1 rRNA gene (running past one end of the window) is annotated in these 1,394 nt (G+C 55.3%); it reads left to right on the plus strand.

The features are described from left to right. Positions 1-1,394: ribosomal RNA gene (locus ACFY1H_RS49545) — 23S ribosomal RNA — on the plus strand; it begins 1,796 nt to the left of the window's first position.

The raw sequence follows: 1,394 nt of genomic DNA on the forward strand, positions 1-1,394 counted from the left end.
ATAGGCTGAGACGTGATGCGTAGCCGTTTGAGGCGAAGAGGGTGATCCTATGCTGCCGAGAAAAGCCTCTAGTGAGTGCATGCACGGCCCGTACCCCAAACCAACACAGGTGGTCAGGTAGAGAATACCAAGGCGATCGGGTGAACTGTGGTTAAGGAACTCGGCAAAATGCCCCCGTAACTTCGGGAGAAGGGGGGCCAAACACCTTGAGGCCTTTTACAGGCTAGGGGTGGGTGGCCGCAGAGACCAGCGGAAAGCGACTGTTTACTAAAAACACAGGTCCATGCGAAGTCGCAAGACGATGTATATGGACTGACGCCTGCCCGGTGCTGGAACGTTAAGAGGACCGGTTAATCCCTTCGGGGGTGAAGCTGAGAATTTAAGCGCCAGTAAACGGCGGTGGTAACTATAACCATCCTAAGGTAGCGAAATTCCTTGTCGGGTAAGTTCCGACCTGCACGAATGGCGTAACGACTTTCCGGCTGTCTCAACCACAGGCCCGGCGAAATTGCACTACGAGTAAAGATGCTCGTTACGCGCGGCAGGACGGAAAGACCCCGGGACCTTTACTATAGTTTGGTATTGGTTTTCGGTTCGGCTTGTGTAGGATAGGTGGGAGACTGTGAAGCGGTGACGCTAGTTACTGTGGAGTCGTTGTTGAAATACCACTCTGGTCGAATTGGGAATCTGAACCTCGGGCCATGATCTGGTTCAGGGACAGTGCCTGATGGGTAGTTTAACTGGGGCGGTTGCCTCCTAAAGAGTAACGGAGGCGCCCAAAGGTTCCCTCAGCCTGGTTGGCAATCAGGTGTTGAGTGCAAGTGCACAAGGGAGCTTGACTGTGAGACAGACATGTCGAGCAGGGACGAAAGTCGGGACTAGTGATCCGGCACCACCTGGTGGAAGGGGTGTCGCTCAACGGATAAAAGGTACCCCGGGGATAACAGGCTGATCTTGCCCAAGAGTCCATATCGACGGCATGGTTTGGCACCTCGATGTCGGCTCGTCGCATCCTGGGGCCGGAGTAGGTCCCAAGGGTTGGGCTGTTCGCCCATTAAAGCGGCACGCGAGCTGGGTTTAGAACGTCGTGAGACAGTTCGGTCCCTATCCGCCGCGCGCGTAGGATACTTGAGGAAGGCTGTCCCTAGTACGAGAGGACCGGGACGGACGAACCTCTGGTGTGCCAGTTGTCCCGCCAGGGGCATGGCTGGTTGGCCACGTTCGGAAGGGATAACCGCTGAAGGCATCTAAGCGGGAAGCCTGTTCCAAGATGAGGTATCCCACCCCATGTGGGTTAAGGCCCCCAAAAGACGATTGGGTTGATAGGCCAGAGATGGAAGCACAGTAATGTGTTGTTGAGTTGACTGGTACTAATAGGCCGAGGACTTGCCTAC

Source organism: Amycolatopsis sp. NPDC001319 (genome assembly GCF_042896185.1).
GTDB lineage: Bacteria > Actinomycetota > Actinomycetes > Mycobacteriales > Pseudonocardiaceae > Amycolatopsis.